Source organism: Clostridium putrefaciens (assembly GCF_900461105.1).
In the GTDB taxonomy this organism is placed as follows: Bacteria; Bacillota; Clostridia; order Clostridiales; family Clostridiaceae; genus Clostridium_L; species Clostridium_L putrefaciens.
This window is the reverse complement of sequence record NZ_UFWZ01000001.1, coordinates 2,721,921-2,737,189: the sequence shown is the minus strand read 5'-3', so window position 1 is coordinate 2,737,189 and position 15,269 is coordinate 2,721,921. Positions and strand designations below refer to the sequence as shown.

The 15,269-nt window shown below is 32.7% G+C and carries 16 protein-coding genes; all 16 read left to right on the top strand.

Annotated elements, in window-relative coordinates; translation table 11 throughout:
• The first annotated feature begins 75 nt into the window (after positions 1–75).
• The 16 genes from cdaA (at position 76) to DY168_RS12420 (ending at position 15,216) form a co-directional block, all read left to right on the top strand.
• On the top strand, positions 76–927 hold the full coding sequence (cdaA, locus tag DY168_RS12495) for a diadenylate cyclase CdaA (protein WP_115642043.1): 852 nt from the start codon (positions 76–78) through the stop codon (positions 925–927).
• Positions 894–2,120, top strand: coding sequence for a CdaR family protein (locus tag DY168_RS12490; protein WP_115642042.1), 1,227 nt, complete (start codon positions 894–896; stop codon positions 2,118–2,120). The genes cdaA and DY168_RS12490 overlap by 34 nt, the downstream gene beginning before the upstream one ends.
• A 177-nt stretch (positions 2,121–2,297) precedes the next feature.
• Positions 2,298–3,899, top strand: coding sequence for an NAD(P)/FAD-dependent oxidoreductase (locus tag DY168_RS12485; RefSeq protein WP_115642496.1), 1,602 nt, complete (start codon positions 2,298–2,300; stop codon positions 3,897–3,899).
• A gap of 146 nt (positions 3,900–4,045) precedes the next feature.
• On the top strand, positions 4,046–5,137 hold the full coding sequence (gene buk / locus DY168_RS12480) for a butyrate kinase (protein WP_115642041.1): 1,092 nt from the start codon (positions 4,046–4,048) through the stop codon (positions 5,135–5,137).
• Positions 5,130–6,035 carry a phosphate butyryltransferase gene (ptb, locus tag DY168_RS12475; RefSeq protein ID WP_115642040.1) on the top strand — a complete coding sequence of 302 codons (906 nt, stop codon included), beginning with the start codon at positions 5,130–5,132 and terminating at the stop codon, positions 6,033–6,035. The genes buk (DY168_RS12480) and ptb overlap by 8 nt, the downstream gene beginning before the upstream one ends.
• A gap of 112 nt (positions 6,036–6,147) precedes the next feature.
• Positions 6,148–7,221 (top strand): butyrate kinase, encoded by a 1,074-nt coding sequence (gene buk / locus DY168_RS12470; protein ID WP_115642039.1) that lies wholly within the window; start codon positions 6,148–6,150, stop codon positions 7,219–7,221.
• Positions 7,222–7,519: 298 nt separating this feature from the next.
• Positions 7,520–8,182 (top strand): P-loop NTPase family protein, encoded by a 663-nt coding sequence (locus DY168_RS12465; RefSeq protein WP_115642038.1) that lies wholly within the window; start codon positions 7,520–7,522, stop codon positions 8,180–8,182.
• A 48-nt stretch (positions 8,183–8,230) separates the two neighbouring features.
• The gene (locus DY168_RS12460; protein ID WP_115642037.1) at positions 8,231–8,440 is read left to right on the top strand and encodes a 4Fe-4S dicluster domain-containing protein; all 210 of its coding nucleotides are present in this window, start codon (positions 8,231–8,233) and stop codon (positions 8,438–8,440) included.
• A 17-nt stretch (positions 8,441–8,457) separates the two neighbouring features.
• Complete coding sequence (locus DY168_RS12455) at positions 8,458–9,528, top strand: 3-methyl-2-oxobutanoate dehydrogenase subunit VorB (RefSeq protein ID WP_115642036.1); 1,071 nt, start codon at positions 8,458–8,460, stop codon at positions 9,526–9,528.
• Positions 9,528–10,280: a thiamine pyrophosphate-dependent enzyme gene (locus tag DY168_RS12450; RefSeq protein WP_115642035.1), complete on the top strand. Its 753-nt coding sequence runs from the start codon at positions 9,528–9,530 to the stop codon at positions 10,278–10,280. The genes DY168_RS12455 and DY168_RS12450 overlap by 1 nt, the downstream gene beginning before the upstream one ends.
• A 1-nt stretch (position 10,281) precedes the next feature.
• Positions 10,282–10,812 (top strand): 2-oxoacid:acceptor oxidoreductase family protein, encoded by a 531-nt coding sequence (locus DY168_RS12445; RefSeq protein ID WP_115642034.1) that lies wholly within the window; start codon positions 10,282–10,284, stop codon positions 10,810–10,812.
• A 184-nt stretch (positions 10,813–10,996) separates the two neighbouring features.
• The gene (locus DY168_RS12440; protein WP_115642033.1) at positions 10,997–11,632 is read left to right on the top strand and encodes a YhbD family protein; all 636 of its coding nucleotides are present in this window, start codon (positions 10,997–10,999) and stop codon (positions 11,630–11,632) included.
• A 42-nt stretch (positions 11,633–11,674) separates the two neighbouring features.
• A complete protein-coding gene (locus DY168_RS12435; protein ID WP_115642032.1) occupies positions 11,675–12,490 on the top strand; it encodes a polymer-forming cytoskeletal protein in 816 nt (271 codons plus the stop codon).
• 50 nt (positions 12,491–12,540) lie between these two features.
• On the top strand, positions 12,541–13,539 hold the full coding sequence (locus DY168_RS12430) for an ABC transporter ATP-binding protein (RefSeq protein WP_115642031.1): 999 nt from the start codon (positions 12,541–12,543) through the stop codon (positions 13,537–13,539).
• An 11-nt stretch (positions 13,540–13,550) separates the two neighbouring features.
• The gene (locus DY168_RS12425) at positions 13,551–14,375 is read left to right on the top strand and encodes an ABC transporter permease (RefSeq protein WP_115642030.1); all 825 of its coding nucleotides are present in this window, start codon (positions 13,551–13,553) and stop codon (positions 14,373–14,375) included.
• Positions 14,376–14,388: 13 nt separating this feature from the next.
• The gene (locus DY168_RS12420) at positions 14,389–15,216 is read left to right on the top strand and encodes an ABC transporter permease (protein ID WP_115642029.1); all 828 of its coding nucleotides are present in this window, start codon (positions 14,389–14,391) and stop codon (positions 15,214–15,216) included.
• Positions 15,217–15,269 lie beyond the last annotated feature (53 nt).

The window sequence follows — 15,269 nt, the reverse complement described above, 5'->3', positions numbered from 1 at the left end:
CTTGTTGACATGTACTATAAATATATATATTAGTGTATAATTATAGTTAAGATTTTGATTTAGAGGTGAGAGGCAGTGGATTTAGCAAGTATAATAAATACAGTGAAGAATATATCATTTTTTTCGATATTAGACATATTAGTGGTCTCTTATATTTTCTATAAGGGTTATATGCTTATTAAAGAAACAAGAGCAGAACAATTGTTAAAAGGAATATTATTAATATTAGTTTTAATTCCTATAAGTTATTTCCTTAGACTTACAATGGTTTATACTATACTAAGTAAAACTATAACTATAGGGGTTTTATCGATCATAATTATTTTTCAACCAGAGATAAGAAGAGCATTAGAACACCTCGGAAGAACTGCCTTTAATGAGAGACATATACTGCTAGAAGATGAAGTACTCATGGAAGAAATAATAACAGAACTTGTAAATGCAGTAGAAAATTTATCTGAAAGTAAAACAGGAGCTTTAATAGCCATTGAGCAAACCACGGGCCTAAACGACGTAATAGCTAATGGTACTAAAATAGATGGTCTTGTAACAGCCGCATTGCTTGAAAATATATTCGTAGTAAATACGCCATTGCATGATGGTGCTACAATAATTAGAAACACTAGAATCGTGGCTTCTGGATGTGTACTACCGCTTACAGGAAATACGGATATAAATAAAAAACTTGGAACAAGACACAGAGCTGCTATAGGTCTTTCAGAAGTATCAGATGCACTGATTGTAGTAGTTTCTGAAGAAACAGGAACAATATCTCTTGCCATAAACGGAAGACTTACAAGAAACTATGATAAGGATAAATTAAAAGATATATTAATTAAAATAATGAAAACCAGACAAGTTAAGGCATCCACCTTAGGAGAGAGGGTGAAGACATGGATAAAAATAAAATTCAAAAAAACTTCTTAATTAAAATACTGTGTTTTATTACAGCTTTTGGAGTCTGGCTCTATATTTATAATGTAGAAAATCCAACTAGAAGCTACAAGTTAACAGGGGTTCCTGTAGAGATAGTAAATAGTGAGACCATTGAAAGTTCTAAACTTACGGTATTACCAAAACAAGACCTGACTGTAACATTAACACTAGAAGGACCAGCATCTGAGGTTTATAGGGCTAAGGCAGAACAGTTTAAGATTGTAGTAGATCTTAGTACCTATGCAGTGAAAAAAGGAAGCAATCTTATACCAGTAGAGATAACTCAATATCCTACAAACATAAATATTAAGAAAAATGAATCTTTAAGAGTTAATGTAGAAATTGATGAATATATAGAGAAGAGTGTACCTGTAAAGCTTGAGGTAGATGTCACTACAAAGAACTCATACTATCCATTTGAGAAAGCAGTTAAGCCTGACAATGCATTAGTAAGTGGCGCTGCTACCTACGTAAATTCTGTAAATTGGGTTTTAGCTAAGGGTTCAGTAAGTGATGCAGATGAAGATGTAAGTTTGAATCTACCACTAAAGACTGTAGATGAAACTATGAAGGAAGTAAAAGATGTAAAAATAAATCCAACTTCAGTAGATGTACTTATCCCAGTTAGGAAGTCTAAAAATGTAACTATAAAGGTTCCTACAAAGGGAGCAAATAATAAAAACATAATAATAAAAACTATAGAGCCAAATCCATCCTCAGTAGATTTAATAGGAGAAACTAAAAATGTTGGTAATATAGAGTATATAGAAACAGAAGCTTTAGATTTGTCTACGATAACAGGTAATAATACGGTTACATTAAAACTAGCATTACCTAAGGACACAAAACCGGTTAATGGAAAAGATACTGTATCCGTAAAAGTTACAGTAGAAACAATAAATCAAAACAGTATATCAGTTCCTGTAACTATGACAGGCCTTTTAGCAGGCCTTAAGGCTGAGACAGAATCTAAAAATGTATCTGTAGCTTTAAAAGGAACAGATAGCATACTAAGCAATATAAAAGATGGCGACATCACAGCTAGCATAGATTTAACTAACCTTGTTGAAGGGGAGCATTCAATTTCACCAAAGGTAAATATTAAAGAAGGAATGACCATTCAAAGTATAAGTCCAGAAAAAATAAAAGTTACAATAACAAAACCTGTAAAGCCACAAGAATAAATAAATGATAAAATCAATAATCAATAAAATGCTTCTCAAAGGAATACTTTGAGAAGCATTTTAAAGGTGAAAATATAAATGCCTGTATACACATCTAAGGTGGTTCCAACTTATTGGAAGTATCTCAGATGTGCATACACAAGGTATAAAAAGATTAAGAGTGTAAGGGAGAATAATATGACTGTAAGAATAAATAATATAAGTTTAAAGATAGATGAAGATATGGATATGCTAAAAGGAAGGGTAGCTAAAAAGTTAGGTGTAGATGAGGAAGGACTTAGGGAATTTAAAATAATAAAAGAATCCATAGATGCTAGAAAAAAGAATGATATAAGATTTAATTATTCAATAGAGGTTAATTTAGAAAATGAAGGTGCGTTAATTAATAATATAAAAGATAAGGATATATTCGTAGAAGATGCATATAATGAGTTAAATATAGATTTTGGTGCTAAAAAGCTTAGTCATAGGCCTGTTATTGTTGGAATGGGACCCTCTGGCTTATTTAGTGCATTGATGCTAGCAAGATCTGGGTATAATCCAATTGTAATTGAAAGAGGAGAAGACGTGGATAGAAGGACCAAAACTGTAGAAGACTTTTGGACCAAGGGAATATTGAATAAGGAGTCCAATGTTCAATTTGGTGAAGGTGGGGCTGGTACATTTTCTGATGGAAAGCTAACTACTAGAATAAAGGATAAAAGATGTGATTATATATTAAAAGAGCTTGTAAAAGGTGGAGCTCCAGAGGAAATAATATATAAGGGTAAGCCTCATATAGGCACGGATATATTAAAGGGAGTAGTTAAAAATATACGAAAAGAGATAATAGCTTTAGGGGGAGAAGTTTTATTTAATCATAAATTAGAAGCTATTAATTCGAAAGATGGAATATTAACTTCGATTAGCGTTAATGGAAGTGAGATACCTTGTGATTGCTTAATATTATCCATAGGTCATAGTTCAAGAGATACCTATGAGATGCTAAGCAAGTCTTCTGTTTTAATGGAACCTAAGGCTTTTGCAATAGGGGTTAGAGTTGAACACAAACAAGAAATTATTAATTATAGCCAGTACGGTAAAAATGCAAATCATCCAAGACTTAAGGCAGCGGATTATAGATTAGCATATAGAAGTGAAAAATTACAAAGGTCTGTTTACTCATTTTGTATGTGCCCAGGAGGAGAGGTTGTGGCTGCAAGCTCAGAAGAAAATTTACTTGTAGTAAATGGTATGAGTTATTATAAAAGAGATTTAGAAAACGCAAACTCAGCCATAGTAGTTAGTGTTTCAAAAGAGGACTTTGAAGGGAACGATGTATTAGCTGGCGTTAACTTTCAAAGGCATTATGAAAGATTAGCTTATAATCTAGGTGGAGGAGGATATATAGCACCGGTACAACTTGTAGAAGACTTTGTACAGGATAAAAACAGTACTAAGCTATCAGGGGTAAATCCAAGTTATAGACCAGGATACGAATTTAAAGAGTTAAATAAATGTCTTCCATCTTATGTTGTAGGGAGTTTAAAAGAAGGTATGATAGATTTTGAAAGAAAGATAAAAGGATTTTCTAAAGAAGGAGCAATAATGACAGGTATCGAAACAAGAACCTCCGCTCCACTTAGAATAATGAGAAATGAAAAGCTTCAAAGCCCTTCTGTGAAGGGATTATACCCATCAGGAGAAGGGGCGGGATTTGCAGGTGGAATAATATCAGCAGCTGTAGATGGTATTAAAGTTGCTGAAAGTTTAATGAAAGAATATTCGCCATTATATTAATTTTCGTAAAAGTTATGGTTTTTATATAAATATTTGTTACAATATATAAGTAAGTTCAGTTTTGTTCATTGCTTTTTTATAAACTTAAAAACAAAAAAAAGTAATGAACAAAATATACAAATTTAATATAGTAGGGGGAATTTCATATGTGTAAAGATTACATATTAGCAATTAATCCTGGTTCAACATCCACTAAGATATCACTATACAATGGTGACACCTGTGTAGAAACTGAAAATATACTTCATACACCTTTAGAAATATCAAAATATGAGGATATCTATTTACAAAAGGACATGCGAACAAAATGTATATTAAATTGGCTAAAAAGAAAAGGTTTAGATTTAAATAAAATTAAAGCTGTAGTTGGTAGAGGTGGACTATTAAGGCCTATGCCAGGGGGGACTTATAAGGTAACAGAAAAGATGATTGAAGATCTTAAAATTGGATATCAAGGTCAGCATGCTTCTAATCTTGGAGGGATTATTGCATACGATATAGGAAAAGATATTAATGTACCAGCATTTATTGTAGACCCTGTAGCTGTAGATGAAATGGATGATGTAGCAAGGATATCCGGGATGCCGGAGATAGAAAGAAAATCATTAGTCCATGCTCTAAATATAAAAGCTGTTACAAGAAGAGTTGCTGAAAGAAGTAACCTAGACTTTAATAATAGCTCCTTTGTAGTAGCACACCTAGGTGGGGGAATTTCAATATCACCACTTAGAAATGGCAGGATACTAGATGCAAATAATGCAAATGAGGATGGTCCATTTTCACCAGAAAGATCAGGAGGACTTCCAGCTGGAGACTTAGTTTCTATTGCATTTAGTGGCAAGTATACTCAAAAAGAATTAAAAAAGATTATAGTAGGTAACTCAGGCTTGGTAGGGTATTTAGGAACCAATGATGGAATAGAGGTTGCTGAAAGAATAGCTGAAAATGATGAAAAGGCAGAGTTTGTATTATATGCTATGGCCTATCAGATATCAAAGGAAATAGGAGCTATGGCTACGGTTTTAAATGGACAAGTTGATGCCGTAATTTTAACTGGTGGTCTTGCATATAATAAGCAATTAGTTAATTGGATTAGAGAAATGGTAGAATTCATTGCTCCTTTAGAGTTAGTAGAAGGAGAAGATGAGATGATGGCTTTATCTAAGGGTGCCCTTAGAGTTATAAAAGGTAAAGAAAAAGCAAAAATTTATGAAGAAGAGGTGCAAATAAATGGCTAAGACATTTGAGGAAGTATTAAGTAAAGTAAAACAAGGGAAAATGAGAACAGTAGCTGTAGCAGTTGCACAAGATGAACCAGTACTTGAAGCTGTAAAGGCTGCAAAGGAACAAGGAATAGCAAATGCTATATTAGTTGGAGATGAAAGGGCTATAAAAGAAATAGCAAAACAAATAAATATGGATCTTGAAGGGTTTGAAATAGTTCATGAAGAAGATAGTGTTAAGGCAGCATTAAAGGCAGTAGAACTTGTATCTACAGGAAAAGCAGATATGGTTATGAAGGGCTTAATAGATACTGCAAACTTTTTGAGAGCGGTTTTAAATAAAGAGATAGGACTTAGAACAGGAAAACTTATGTCACATGTAGCTGTATTTGAAATACCAAAATATGATAGGCTTATATTTATGACAGATGCTGCATTTAATATGTATCCAGATATTAAAGCTAAAATAGATATAATAAATAATTCAGTATTTGTTGCAAAAGCAATAGGCGTAGATATGCCAAAGGTTGCTCCAATTTGCGCTGTTGAAGTGGTAAATCCAGATATGCCAGCAACTGTAGATGCATCTATACTTTCAAAGATGAATGATAGGGGACAAATAAAAGACTGTATTGTAGATGGACCTTTTGCTCTAGATATTGCACTTTCTATGGAAGCTGCTAAGCATAAAAAAGTAGGGGGACAAGTAGCAGGACAAGCAGATATAATGTTATTACCAAATATAGAAGCTGCTAATGTAATGTACAAAACATTAACTTACACTACAGAATCAAAAAATGGCGGTCTTCTTGTTGGAACTTCAGCTCCAGTAATAGTTACATCAAGAGCAGATAGTTTTGAAACAAAATTAAATTCTATAGCCCTAGCAGCACTAGTAGTAGCGGCTAAATAAGTTAAATGAGTTAAATGAGTTAAATGAATTTTAAAATATCTGTGAATAAGGATATAAAAGTAAAAATATAAATAAATAAAGATATAAAATAAATATAAATGGGGGAATACATATGACATATAAGTTACTTATAATAAACCCAGGGTCAACTTCAACTAAAATAGCAGTTTATGAGGATGAAAAGGCTTTGTTAACTGAAACATTAAGGCATAAATCAGAAGAGATTGAAGGTTACAACAGTATATTTGAACAATTTAAATTTAGAAAAGATGTAATTTTAAATGTATTGAAAGAAAAGGATTTCGACATAAAGGAACTAGATGGAGTAGTTGGAAGAGGGGGTTTATTAAAACCTATAATAAGTGGAACTTATGAAGTAAACGAAACCATGATAAATGATCTTAAAGTTGGAATTCAAGGTCAACATGCTTCAAACCTTGGTGGAATAATAGCAAATGAAATAGGAAAAGAATTAAATGTACCATCCTTTATAGTAGACCCAGTAGTTGTAGATGAGATGGATGAAGTATCAAGAATATCAGGAATGCCACAAATAGAAAGAAAAAGTATATTCCATGCCCTAAATCAAAAAGCTGTAGCAAAAAGATATGCAAAAGAAACTAAAAGAAACTATGAACAATTAAACATAATAGTTGCACATCTGGGTGGCGGAATTTCTGTTGGAGCCCATAAAAGCGGAAGAGTAGTAGATGTAAATAATGCCCTAGATGGAGAGGGGCCATTTTCACCAGAAAGAAGTGGGGGACTTCCAGTAGGAGACCTTGTAAAACTTTGTTATAGTGGTAAGTATAATCAAGATGAAGTGAAGAAAAAGATAAATGGAAAAGGCGGATTTGTAGCTTATCTTCAAAGCAATGATGCAAGAGAAGTTATTGAAAGAGCTTTTGAAAAAGGCGACGAAAAGGCTAAACTTTTATTTGAAGCTATGGCGTATCAAGTAGCAAAAGAAATAGGTAAGAGTGCTGCAGTTTTATGTGGAAAGGTTGATGCCATAATATTAACAGGTGGAATAGCATATTCAGAAAAGATGACAAAGGCTATATCAAACAGAGTAAGCTTTATATCTAAAGTAGTTATCTATCCAGGAGAAGATGAAATGTTAGCATTAGCAGAGGGTGGGCTTAGAGTTTTGAATGGAGAAGAAAAGGCTAAGGAGTACAAATAGTATAAGGATTTAATAAATATAAGGTGATTTATAAATACTACTATTTATGATTACCTTATGTAATTAAGCTAAAACATCTTTTTCATGTATTTAAAATTAAAAACTAAAGTGAAATTAACGAATTGTATGAATATGTAGTCAAATTCAATATAAATGAATACTTAAAGTAGCTAAAAAATATGAGTTTTTTATTGAAAAATCATGGTAAAGGACTAGTGTACTTCATATATATATACTATAATAAGAATGGAAGAATAAATAAGATGAAAAATTGAAGTAGCTTGGAGGAAAAGATAGTATGAGTAGAATCAGAATTTTCACAGGTCACTTCGGCAGTGGCAAGTCCGAGATAGCTATAAACTATGCTTTAGATCTTGCAGAGAAGGGAAAAAAGGTTTCATTAGTAGATATAGATATTGTCAATCCTTATTTTTGTATAAGGGACTTAAAAGGGCCATTAGAATCTAAAGGCGTAAGAGTTATATCAGCTGATCCTAGCTTTTCAAATGCGGAGCTTATGGTTGTACCACCAGAAGTTTCATCAGTATTTAATGATAAGTCGGCTGAAGTTGTAATGGACATAGGTGGAGACAATACAGGGGCTACAGTTTTAGGGCAGTATAATTCTTATTTACAAAAAGAGGATTATGACTTATATTTTGTTATAAACAACAATAGACCTCTTACTTTAGACTCAGAGGGTGTAGAAGAACAGATAAAAGCTATAGAGTCATCTAGTAGACTTAAAATAACATATTTGATCTCTAATACTAATCTATCCTATGAAACTACTACAGAACATATATTAAAAGGGGACAAGGATACCTATGAACTATCTAAAAGACTAAACATCCCTTATAAATATGTGGTTTGCAGACGAGATATGGTAGATAGTATAAAAGATAAAGTACATGCACCAATATTGCCAATAGATATTTATATGAAACCACCATGGCGATAAAAGCTACCGACAACATGTAATCGTTTTAAAATTAAGGAGGGATAGTTCATGCCAAGAGTTACATTTAGGGAAGAAAGATGCAAGGGATGTGGACAATGTATAATTGCCTGTCCTAAAAAGATAATAAGTTTTTCTGAAAAGCTTAATGAAAAGGGTTACCATCCAGCAACTGTAACAGAAGAAAATATGGCAGCTTGCATAGGATGTGCATCTTGTGGAAGAATGTGCCCAGATTTAGTTATAACTGTGGAAAAATAGTTTAGGGGGGATTTGAAATGGGACAAAAAGTTTTAATGAAGGGTAACGAAGCAATAGGCGAAGCAGCTATTCAAGCTGATTGTAAATGTTTCTTTGGATATCCTATAACACCTCAAACAGAAGTAGCAGCATATATGGCAAAAAAGATGCCTAAAATAGGAAGAGTATTTATGCAAGCAGAAAGTGAAATTGCAGCTATAAATATGATTTATGGATCAGCAGGAACTGGAACTCGTTGTATGACATCTTCTTCTAGTCCTGGAATAAGCTTAAAAGCTGAAGGAATATCATATATAGCGGGAGCAGAACTTCCTTGCGTTATTATAAACATAGTAAGAGGAGGCCCTGGTCTTGGAAGTATACAACCTGCTCAATCAGACTACTTCCAAGCAACTAAAGGACTAGGTCATGGAGATTATAACATGCCTGTTTATGCACCAGCATCTATTCAAGAAATGGTAGACCTAATCCAAGGAGCTTTTGATGTAGCTGATATATATAGAACTCCTGTAATGATTATGGGAGATGGTATGCTTGGACAAATGATGGAACCGGTAGAGTTTAAAGAAAGAAAGAAAAGAGAACTTCCAGAAAAAACTTGGGCAGCAAATGGACTAAAAGGAAGAAAGACACATAATGTAATAAACTCTCTATATCTTCAATCAGAGGATTTAGAAAAGCATAATATGAAATTACAAGCTAAGTTTACTAAAATAAAGCAAGAAGAAGTTAAATATGAATTATATAACTGTGAAGAAGAATGCGACGTAATAATGGTTGCATACGGAACTACATCAAGAATATGCAAAAATGTTGTAAAACTTGCAGAAGAAAAAGGTATAAGGTTAGGACTTGTTAGACCTATAACTTTATGGCCATTCCCAGTAGAAGCTTTTGAAAAGGTTATCGATAAGGCTAGACTTGGATTTATATCTGTAGAAATGAGCGCAGGCCAAATGGTAGAAGATGTTAGACTTGCTGTTAATGGAAGAAAACCAGTAGAGTTTTACGGTAGAACTGGTGGAATAGTTCCAACACCAGATGAGATACTAAACAAAATTATGCAAATGGTAGGGGGTGCAAAATAATGGCAGTAGTATTTGAACCAACAAAAGGCTTATTAGATAGACCTACTCACTATTGTCCAGGATGTACGCACGGGATTATCCACAGATTAGTGGGAGAGGTATTAGTAGAATTAGATGTTTTAGATAAGACTATCGGAGTTGCTCCGGTTGGATGCTCTGTACTAGCTTATGATTATTTTGCCTGTGATATGTTTGAAGCAGCTCATGGTAGGGCACCAGCAGTTGCTACAGGAATAAAAAGATCAGTACCAGACTCGGTAGTATTTACCTATCAAGGAGATGGAGACCTTGCAGCTATAGGAACAGCAGAAATAGTACATGCTGCAGCTAGAGGAGAAAACATAGTAACAATCTTCGTAAACAACTGCATATATGGAATGACAGGGGGACAAATGGCTCCTACTACATTACCAGGACAAGTTACAGAAACATCACCTTATGGAAGAGATGTTGCAACCCAAGGACATCCAATAAGAGTTTCAGAAATGATATCAACTCTTGATGGAGCTTGCTATGTGGAAAGAGTATCTGTAGACAGTGTTCCAAATGTTATAAAAGCTAAGAAAGCTATAAAGAAAGCTTTTGAAAATGCTATAGCAGGAAAAGGATTCTCAATGGTTGAGGTATTATCAATATGCCCAACTAACTGGGGATTATCAACTAAAGAATCATTACAATGGTTAAGAGATAACATGATGACACACTACACACTTGGCGTTAAAAAAGATACAACAGTACCGGAGGTGAAGTAAAATGGCATCACAAGAAATTATATTTGCAGGATTTGGTGGACAAGGAATATTGTCCATGGGTAAGTTTATAGCTTATGCAGGAATGGATGCTAATATGAATGTATCTTGGTTACCATCCTATGGCCCTGAAATGAGGGGAGGAACTGCAAACTGTTCAGTAATACTTGCAGACGAACCAGTAGGTTCTCCAATAGTAACTATGCCAGATAGCGTAGTTGTTATGAATAGACCATCTTTAGATAAGTTTGAAAAAACTATAAAAAAAGGTGGACTTGTAATATTAGACTCAGATCTAATCGCAAGAGAGGTAGAAAGAGATGATATACAAGTTATAAGAGTACCAGCTCAAACAATAGCAAAAGACTTAGGATCACCACAAATTGCTAATATGGTTCTTTTAGGAGCTTTAGTTGCAAAGACAGGTATAGTATCCATGGAAGTACTTCTAGGAGCACTAAAAGATCATGGTAAAGAAAAGTTTTTTGAAGTTAATAAAAAAGCTTTAGAAAAAGGTGCAGAATACGCTAAATAAATAAATAAATAAATAAATAAATTTATAGCTGAAAAGCTAATAAAGGGATAAACAAAAAAAAACTTTAGAGGTAAAACTTTAAAGTCTTTTTTTATTTCAAGCAATGAAAATAAATATTCACAACGTAACAATGTTATGCTACACTGAGAATATAGTAAAAGAAAGTAAGAAAGGAGGGGTATTTTTGGATGAGGAACTTATTTCAAAAAAGGACTTACTTGATTTAACAGGAATATCTTACGGCCAATTATACAGATGGAAGAGAAAGAATGTAATACCAGAGGAATGGTTTATTAAAAAGTCTACATTTACAGGACAAGAAACCTTTTTCCCAAAAGAAAGGATTTTAGATAGAATAGATAAGATAATAAATCTAAAGGATGGATTGTCTCTAGACTATTTGGCAGATAAGTTCTCTAATAATCCTTCAGATATAATACTTAAAAAAGAAGAAATAATAAAATATAATTTAGCGTCAAAGTGGACTTTTGATGTATATGAAGAAGTTTTCAATGTTTCTTTACAATATTCTTTTGATGAAGTGCTATATATATATATTTTAGATAGGTTACTACAAAGTGGAGATATAAGCGTAGATGAAGGAAAGTCCATAATAAGTTTATTAAATAAAGAATATAATAAATTGAAGGACAAAGAATATGAGATAACATTGTTACGAAGACTTGGAGTAGGGTTATGGATAATAAACGAGTACACAAATGATATATATTATGATGAAAATTCTAAGGTAGTTATAAGACATTCAATAAGTAAATACGTAGAAGAATTAAAGCTAAAATTAGAAAGCCATAACAACTAAGGTTAGGATATTATAATAATTTATGGAATGGGAGGATTTAATATGAATGAATCATTTGATAAAGAAAAAAAGGGTGATATTAAAATATCAGGTTCTGGAAGCGCTGGAGGAGGATCTTATGATGAAGTAAAGATAAGCGGTTCTGGAAAGATAGAAGGAGATTTAGATTGTAATTTACTTAAGGCTAGTGGATCTGTAAAGATAGATGGAAACATAAAGGCTAAAGATATTTATATCAGTGGTAGCTTTAAATCTATGGGTAATGTAAAATGCAATGAGTTTAAAGGTAGTGGAAGTTCAAAAGTAATGGGGGATATGGAAGCGGATGAATTTAGTTGCAGTGGATCAATGAAGGTGGATGGAAATTTAAATGGTATGAATATGTCTACATCAGGATCTATTGGTATAGCTAAAAGATTAAGTGGAACAAACCTTAAGTGCACGGGAGTTTTAGATGTAGAGGAAAACTGTGAAGTAGAAGAATTTAAATCCTTTGGAGCATTTAATATAAAAGGATTACTTACAGCGGATAATATAGTTATAAATATAGGGGGTTACTGCAAAGCAAAGGAAATTGGTGGAGAAAACATAGAAATAAAAATAGGACCTCAAAAGGTATTCAACTTCTTTGGGCTTGAAAATATCCTAGGATCTTTGTTTAATAATTATTCAGGAAATGTACTAGAATCTGAAATTATTGAAGGGGATGAAATATATTTAGAATGCACTAAGGCAAAGGTAGTAAGAGGAAATAATATATTTATAGGTAAAGATTGTGAGATTGAAAGAGTAGAATATAAAGGTGAATTAACAATAGAAGATAGTAAATCTGTAAAAGAATCTATTAAGATAGTATAGGAATTAAAGATATAAATATATTAGAGTATGAATTTTATGGGGGGATTTATATGGGGAGTGCTGTGGAAGTTAAAAATCTAAAGAAGTGTTTTATAACGAAGAAAAAGAAATTTTTTAAAACCATAGATAAGAAAGAATTTAAGGCTGTGGATGATATAAGTTTTGATATTTATAAAGGAGAAATTTTTGGGTTCTTAGGACCAAATGGAGCAGGTAAAACCACTACTATAAAGATGATAACAGGGCTTTTAAGACCAACATCAGGTCAGGTTAAGGTTATGGGAAAAGATGTAGATAAAAACCAAATGGAGGCTTTAAGAAATTTGGGGACAGTTCTTGCAGGGGATAGGAGCGTGTACTGGAAGCTAACAGGAAGGGAAAACTTAGAATATTTTGCTTCGCTTTATGGGTGCAGTAATAAAGAGGCTAAAGAAAGAGCATCCAGGATGCTAAAGAAGTTAGAGCTTCAAGAAAAGGCAGATGTATTAGTAGAGAAGTATTCTACTGGTATGAAACAAAAGGTAGCCTTAGGTAAGGCCCTGATTTCTGAGGCACCTGTACTGCTTTTAGACGAGCCTACCTTAGGCCTAGATCCACAATCAGCACTAAACCTTAGAGAAATCATTTTAAATCTTAAAAGTGAAGGTAAAACCATATTGCTCACTACTCATTATATGGAGGAAGCAGATTTTCTTTGCGATAGAATAGCAATAATAGATGGAGGGAAGATAATAGCTTTAGATACCCCGAAAAATTTAAAAAAGGGGATAAATAAGTTAAAGCTTATAAAAATAGAAGTTAATAAAAGTAATGATGAAATGATAAATGCTATTAGTAAGATAGATAAGTTGGAAAGGGTTTCAAGCAAGTATGATGATGAAAAAAGAAATTATATATTAACCATACACCATAATAATGGGGATGAAATAATCCAACCAATATTAGACATTCTATCTCATAATGAATGTAGCATACAAAATATAAAGGTAGCAGAGCCTTCACTAGAAGATGTATTCATAAATCTTACTGGAAAAAGTTTAAGGGAGTAGGGGGGATATTAATGCAAAGATTAAGAAATATAAGAGCAATAGCAAAAAAAGATCTAACTCAATTAATACGATACCCTACGTGGATGATTAGCTTAACTATATGGCCTTTAATATTCCCTATGATATATATATTAACTGGAGTTGTTATGGCAGGATCAAATGGAGGAGGATTTAAAGACTTTGACAAAGTAGCAGGCACAGACAACTTTAGCGCTTTTATAGTGGTAGGGGTAATGGTATGGATGTGGGTAAATTCTGTTATGTGGAGCTTTGGAACATCACTTAGAGATGAGCAAACCAGAGGCACGCTAGAATCTAACTGGCTTTGTCCTATAAATAGATTTGATATGTTAATAGGTGGGGCTATGGTTTCTATAGTAATGGGATTTTTCGTTGTTTTTGTAAGCTTTATTGAGTATAGGCTTTTATATGGTATTAAATTTACGGGGAATGTATTAGAGTGGATTATTGTATTTTTGAGCTTAATACCTGGGGTTTATGGATTTGGCACCATGTTTGCAAGTCTTGTGCTTTGGGCTAAGGAAACTGGAGCCACAGTTCAGCTAGTTAGAGGTATAATAACCATATTTTGTGGCATAAGCTTTCCTATAATGATAATGCCACAATGGATGCAAAATGTTGCAAATGCTTTACCTTTCACCTTTGGCATATCAGCAGCTAGGAAGATAATGATACAAAACTTAGGATTAGTTGGGGCTAGAGATGATATATTAATGTGTTTATTAATAGGCTTCATATATCTAGTAATGGGAAGGTTATGCTTTATGGCCGTAGAGAAAAAAGTTAGAGACTCAGGATCTCTAGAAAGGTTTTAAGGGGTGAGTATTTATGAGCATTAGAGAAAATTTAAATATTTTAAGAGCAAGATTTATAATTTCTGCTAAAATATATTTTAGATATCCTTTAAATATTATATTAAGTTTGTTCAGCCCCATAATATGGCTTAGCCCTTTTTATTTTATGGCAAAAGCTTTTCAAGTTGAAGGTAAAATTTCAGGATTTGAAAGCTATACTGGTAATTCAGATTTTATAGGATTTATGGTTATAGGATACATGATGGCATCTTATATGAGTGTAGCCATGTGGTCTATGGGATTTTCATTAAAAGAAGAAATGAGACAGGGAGTATTAGAATCTAATTGGAGTACACCTGCAAATAAGGTTCTTTTAATGGTAAGCCAAAGTATGTTTAAGTTTTGTATTGAAACTTTAGAAATAATAATTACAGGAGTTATCTGCCACTTTATCTTTGATTTCAATATAACACCAGATATATTAAAAATAATAGTTATATTAATACCAGGAATAATATCATTAATAGGAATAGGAGTTGCAATTTCTGCAATGGTTCTTATAACTAAAGAGGCAAACACTATTATAGATATATCTAGTGGCTTTTTATCAGCATTTTCAGGTTCGTATTTCCCTATTAATGTTTTACCTAAATCACTTATGATAATAAGTTTTGCAATCCCACTAACTTATTTAAATGATAGTATGAGAGGAATACTTTTAGGTCAAAAAACATTTTTACCATTTAAATATGAGCTAATTATAATAATTATGTTTACATTTTTAAGCGCATTTTTAGGAGTATTTATATTTAATAAAACTGAAAGAAAATGTAGGGAACTTGGAATTGTTTCAGGCCATTAACCTATTAAACATATAGATTTAAATATATATTAATTAGGGGCTAATATATTAAA

Excerpts from the sequence above, each read along its gene's own strand:
- DY168_RS12465 (WP_115642038.1), top strand. The coding sequence starts at position 7,520 with ATGAGTAGAATCAGAATTTTCACAGGTCACTTCGGCAGTGGCAAGTCC.
- DY168_RS12420 (WP_115642029.1), top strand. The coding sequence starts at position 14,389 with ATGAGCATTAGAGAAAATTTAAATATTTTAAGAGCAAGATTTATAATT.
- DY168_RS12430 (WP_115642031.1), top strand. The coding sequence starts at position 12,541 with ATGGGGAGTGCTGTGGAAGTTAAAAATCTAAAGAAGTGTTTTATAACG.
- DY168_RS12425 (WP_115642030.1), top strand. The coding sequence starts at position 13,551 with ATGCAAAGATTAAGAAATATAAGAGCAATAGCAAAAAAAGATCTAACT.
- DY168_RS12450 (WP_115642035.1), top strand. The coding sequence starts at position 9,528 with ATGGCAGTAGTATTTGAACCAACAAAAGGCTTATTAGATAGACCTACT.
- DY168_RS12455 (WP_115642036.1), top strand. The coding sequence starts at position 8,458 with ATGGGACAAAAAGTTTTAATGAAGGGTAACGAAGCAATAGGCGAAGCA.
- DY168_RS12485 (WP_115642496.1), top strand. The coding sequence starts at position 2,298 with ATGACTGTAAGAATAAATAATATAAGTTTAAAGATAGATGAAGATATG.
- buk (WP_115642039.1), top strand. The coding sequence starts at position 6,148 with ATGACATATAAGTTACTTATAATAAACCCAGGGTCAACTTCAACTAAA.
- DY168_RS12460 (WP_115642037.1), top strand. The coding sequence starts at position 8,231 with ATGCCAAGAGTTACATTTAGGGAAGAAAGATGCAAGGGATGTGGACAA.
- buk (WP_115642041.1), top strand. The coding sequence starts at position 4,046 with ATGTGTAAAGATTACATATTAGCAATTAATCCTGGTTCAACATCCACT.
- DY168_RS12435 (WP_115642032.1), top strand. The coding sequence starts at position 11,675 with ATGAATGAATCATTTGATAAAGAAAAAAAGGGTGATATTAAAATATCA.
- DY168_RS12490 (WP_115642042.1), top strand. The coding sequence starts at position 894 with ATGGATAAAAATAAAATTCAAAAAAACTTCTTAATTAAAATACTGTGT.
- DY168_RS12445 (WP_115642034.1), top strand. The coding sequence starts at position 10,282 with ATGGCATCACAAGAAATTATATTTGCAGGATTTGGTGGACAAGGAATA.
- ptb (WP_115642040.1), top strand. The coding sequence starts at position 5,130 with ATGGCTAAGACATTTGAGGAAGTATTAAGTAAAGTAAAACAAGGGAAA.